Annotated in this window: 7 protein-coding genes; 1 reads left to right on the forward strand and 6 read right to left on the reverse strand. The window is 66.6% G+C overall.

Going from position 1 to position 4,054, the window contains the following annotated elements:
* Window positions 1-525 (forward strand): lysine--tRNA ligase (locus tag MUO23_10495; GenBank protein MCJ7513383.1); only part of this gene is annotated, 525 nt, incomplete at its 5' end.
* Between the two features lie 294 nt (window positions 526-819).
* Here MUO23_10495 and MUO23_10500 read toward each other — a convergent pair.
* The 6 genes from MUO23_10500 to MUO23_10525 form a co-directional block, all read right to left on the reverse strand.
* Window positions 820-1,005 (reverse strand): hypothetical protein, encoded by a 186-nt coding sequence (locus tag MUO23_10500; GenBank protein ID MCJ7513384.1) that lies wholly within the window; start codon window positions 1,003-1,005, stop codon window positions 820-822.
* Window positions 996-1,232 (reverse strand): hypothetical protein, encoded by a 237-nt coding sequence (locus MUO23_10505; protein ID MCJ7513385.1) that lies wholly within the window; start codon window positions 1,230-1,232, stop codon window positions 996-998. The genes MUO23_10500 and MUO23_10505 overlap by 10 nt, the downstream gene beginning before the upstream one ends.
* A complete protein-coding gene (locus tag MUO23_10510; GenBank protein MCJ7513386.1) occupies window positions 1,229-1,504 on the reverse strand; it encodes a hypothetical protein in 276 nt (91 codons plus the stop codon). The genes MUO23_10505 and MUO23_10510 overlap by 4 nt, the downstream gene beginning before the upstream one ends.
* A 107-nt stretch (window positions 1,505-1,611) precedes the next feature.
* Window positions 1,612-2,082 (reverse strand): MFS transporter, encoded by a 471-nt coding sequence (locus MUO23_10515; GenBank protein ID MCJ7513387.1) that lies wholly within the window; start codon window positions 2,080-2,082, stop codon window positions 1,612-1,614.
* Between the two features lie 97 nt (window positions 2,083-2,179).
* A complete protein-coding gene (locus tag MUO23_10520) occupies window positions 2,180-2,857 on the reverse strand; it encodes a PHP domain-containing protein (GenBank protein MCJ7513388.1) in 678 nt (225 codons plus the stop codon).
* A gap of 8 nt (window positions 2,858-2,865) precedes the next feature.
* A complete protein-coding gene (locus MUO23_10525) occupies window positions 2,866-4,050 on the reverse strand; it encodes a DUF362 domain-containing protein (GenBank protein MCJ7513389.1) in 1,185 nt (394 codons plus the stop codon).
* Between the last annotated feature and the right edge of the window lie 4 nt (window positions 4,051-4,054).

Below are 4,054 nucleotides of genomic sequence, written 5' to 3' on the forward strand. Positions count from 1 at the left end.
CAGGCCATTCGCGAACACAGCGGGATCGACATCGCCGAACACCCTGACGCCGACAGCCTGCGCCTGGCGATGGCGGCTCACGGACACGAACCGGCGGCCGACTCCACCCGCGGCAAGCTGATCGACTCGCTGCTCGCCCACCATGTCGAGCCGACCCTGATTCAGCCGACCTTCTTGTACGACTACCCGAGGGACATCTCCCCGCTGGCCAAGAGCAAGCCCGAGGATCCAACCACCGTCGAGCGCTTCGAGGGCTTCGCTGCCGGCATGGAGCTGTGCAACGCCTTCACCGAGCTCAACGATCCCTTCGACCAGGAGCAGCGCTTCCTGGAAATGGGGCGCGATTATGCCGCCGACAGCGAAGAGCGCCATCCCCTGGATGAGGACTACCTGCAGGCCATGCGCTACGGGATGCCCCCCAACGGCGGATTCGGCATGGGCGTCGACCGGCTGACGATGCTGCTCACCGGCTGCACCTCGATTCGCGAGGTCATCCTGTTCCCCCACCTGCGCGCCCGGGACTGACGCCTGGCGCGCAGCCCGCGGCTCCCCTGCCCTGGCCCCCTCGACCGCCTCGACGCATGCGACGCCGCCACATGGCGCCTCCAACCCGTAGCCCAACCCTGGCGCGGGTAGATCCCTGTGAGGCTGAGGAAGAAGCCGCGACGCCAGAGAGGAATGTGAATATGTGGTGGGTAGCCACCCCATATGCGGTTCGCTTCTCTCTGACAGGCGTCTTCATCAACCATCCTGGGGGAAGCTTCGGGAAGCAGCCTCGCCGCGGACCTGCCGGCGTCTGCTATCCGGCAGCCGAGGCGGTCAGTCGTCGGGCAGTTCGGTAGGCAGGCTGACGATCCCGGGGACCGGCGAGAACACCAGCCACAAGCTGCCCAGACCGGCGCCAATCACGCCCACCAGCAAGGTCACACGCAAGCCGAACACCTCCGCCAGCGCGCCTCCAGCCAGCATCCCGAACGGGCTGACCGCCAGGGCCATCAGCTCCATGCTGCGTTCACCCGCCCGAGCAGTGCCCGCGGGGCGAGCGCCTGGCTGAGGCTAAGTTCACCGATGAAGAAGACCATCAAGGCGAAGTCGCCGGCGAGTTGGCCCACGAGCAGGAAGAGCGCGCCCCAGGGTGCGATCGCTGGCGCCAGCGGGGTGAGAAAGGCAACGGCGCCGCGGAAGATGAAGGCCGCGATCAGCGTCCGCCCGAGCCCATAGCGGACGCTCAATCGGCTGGCCGCGCCTGCGCCCAGGAGTGCCCCGACCCGCCGCTGGCGATCAGCAGACCGAGGATCGCCGGCTGGGTCGAGAGCACGCGCAGGGCGAACAGGACGTACAGGGCCCCGAAGAACCCACCGAAGAAGTAGAAGAATCCGCTGGCGCCTGCCAGGGCGCGCAGCCTCCGGTCGCGGCGGACCCACCCCCAGCCTGCCAGGGCCTGGCGCCACAGTCCCTCGGAAGAACCCCGCGGAGCCGGCGCCGCCTCTCGGCGGCCGATCAACGCCAGGCTGATGCCCGAGAACAGGAAGGTGACTGCATCGACCAGGATGGCGATCGGACCCCCCAGGGCCTGGACGAGAGTCCCTCCCAGGGCCGCCCCGCCAATCTCTACAAGGGAGTCCCCGACCTCGAGCTTGCGTTGGCCTCGATCCGCTGGCTCCCCTCCACCAGGCTGGGGACGTAGGTGGGGAAGGCAACCTTGAACACTACGCTGAACCCGCCTACGAGAAACGACACGACCAGGAGCAGCATCAGATCCAGCCGGCCTAGAACGGCCGCCAGGGAAATCGTGAGCAGCAGAGCGGCACGAGCGATGTCTGCGGCGATCATCACGGGTCGACGGCGGAATCGATCGGCGATCAGGCCTGCCGGCAGGCCGAACGCCAGGGCCGCGGCCGAACCTGCGGCAGCCAGCAGGCCGAGCTGAAGCGGCGAGGCCGCGAGTACCAGAACGGCGGTGAAGGGGAGCGCCTCGCGGCTCACGGTCGAACCGAGGCTGGAGATGGTTTGACCGGCCCACAGCCGGCGGAATGGAGCATCCTTCCACAGCGAGTTGGGGGAGGAGGGCGGGGCTTTCATCGCCGTCGGGAGGAGGCAACGGGGAGAGCCGTCAGGACGGACGCCTGACCGGTTGAAGGGCAGCATCAATCAGCCCGCAGGGCGAAGGGGAGCGGGCTCAACCCCGGCGAGGCGGCTGCCAGCCGGCCAACTTGCGCCAGGTGGCGTAGCGCGAGGTTAGGTGGATCGCATGGGAGGACTGCCGGCAGACCAACTGTGCCTGCCTAAAGGCTTGTGCCATGGAAGGCCCGTCATGGAACGGTGGGAGCAGCATGCGCGACCGGCCAACCTCGCGGTAGGAGTGGGCATCCGATCCAGCGGTGCCCGGCTTGCCCTCAGTGGAAGCCAGACGTTCCGCCTGGGGGTTGGCATCTCGGACCATGCTGCGTGAGTTGAAGGCCTCAATGGCATCGACCAGCGGCAGGATTCGGCGCAGGTCTTCTTCCTTCCAGGCACCCGATCGGCGGTGGTCATACGGGTGAGCGACGCTGATCGCCGCCTGCTGGCCCCGCAGGCGGCGGATGGTCTCCTCCGGGGTCAAGCCGGCCGGGATGTGCTCCCGGACGAAGTACGCCAGCAGCTCGCCCTGGGTGGTCATGATTTCCTCACCGACGATGATGAAATCCGGCGCCAGCCGGGCGGCCTCCAGGGCGCCGCCGATCGCGTTGTGATCGGTGATCGCCAAACGGTCCAGACCGGCGTCCTGGGCTACCGCGATCAGTCGGTCGGGTAGCATCAAGCTGTCCTTGGACCAGTAGGTGTGGCAGTGGGTTTCGACTGCGAGCAGTTCCGGCATGCGTGGCGCTAGCCGCCGCTCTGCAGAAGGCGAAGGCCCCCGTACACCAGCCCGGCGACCGCTGCCAGGGCCACTGCGGCCTGGACCACGGTTCTGGGCTGCATGCCGGGCATGACAACTTGTCCATCGCCGTACGAACGGAACAGCTTGCCCCACGGAGTCTGCAGGGCTTGCGCCACGCGCCGCCGGCCGACAAACGGATACCAGTACACGTTGTGGTAGAAGTTGCTGGCGAAGTACGACCAGGGAACTAGGGGGCTCTGAAGCAAAGGTTTCTCCAGCGGCTTGAGCGGCCCATGGTAGATCAGCTTCTGGCCGCGGCTGGCGAACGTATCTTCCTGCACGAATCCCCAGGCCGGTTCCTGTTCGATGTCGTGGCCGACGATCTCGATTTCCCGCGGATCGCCGACCCCCAATCCGAGCTCGTGGGCCCGCCGGATGAAGCGGATCTTCATCGGGTCGAAGCCTTGCAGCTTGGCGGAAACGGCGTCAATTGCCACCTGATCGGCGGAGGCCAGCAGGATGTCCTTCTGATGCCAGCGCATCGCCCGCGGGCCCGGACCATCCCCGGCGAAGGTGCCATCCATCAAAGCGAACAGCCCAGGGTGGATCTCCTGTTGGATCATCAGCAGGTCCACCAGGGTGTCGTGGATCACGGCGTGCGTCCAGTGGCGGTTGCGATGGAGCAGCCCGCCGAAGGCGTTCTTCATGGCGCCGGTGATGGTCGTGAACACGTGGGTCTTCACCGTTGGCAGGTGCACCATGTTCAAGCCGATGAGTTCCTTCGGGATGAACACGCCCTTCGGGTAGACCTTGTCCAGCACCAGGAACGGCCGGGTGGGCTTGTACTCCGCCCACTCGAACTTCTGCTCGTACAGGTAGATGCAAGGAATGCCGCACTGATCGGTGACGAAACGGTGCTTGTTGTTGAACTCGCCTTCCCGGGTGTCGACGACGACCGTATCGTTGTGGACGCCGACCAGGTCGTCGTAGCCCAGGTGCCGCAGGGCGCGGATGGCGCCTTCGATCTGCCAGGGCGCCGAAGAACAGGCCGGATACCAGGTCTGCCAGGAGATGTTGATCTTGAGCCCGGTGCGCACCCCGCGCGGCAGGGCCGAATCGACATGGGCCATGCGCATCAGGCGCTCGGTGTCTTCCAGAATCGACTCGGGCCGCGTCTTTGCGACGGCCACCAAA

The sequence above is a fragment of the Anaerolineales bacterium genome (assembly GCA_022866145.1).
In the GTDB taxonomy this organism is placed as follows: domain Bacteria; phylum Chloroflexota; class Anaerolineae; order Anaerolineales; family E44-bin32; genus PFL42.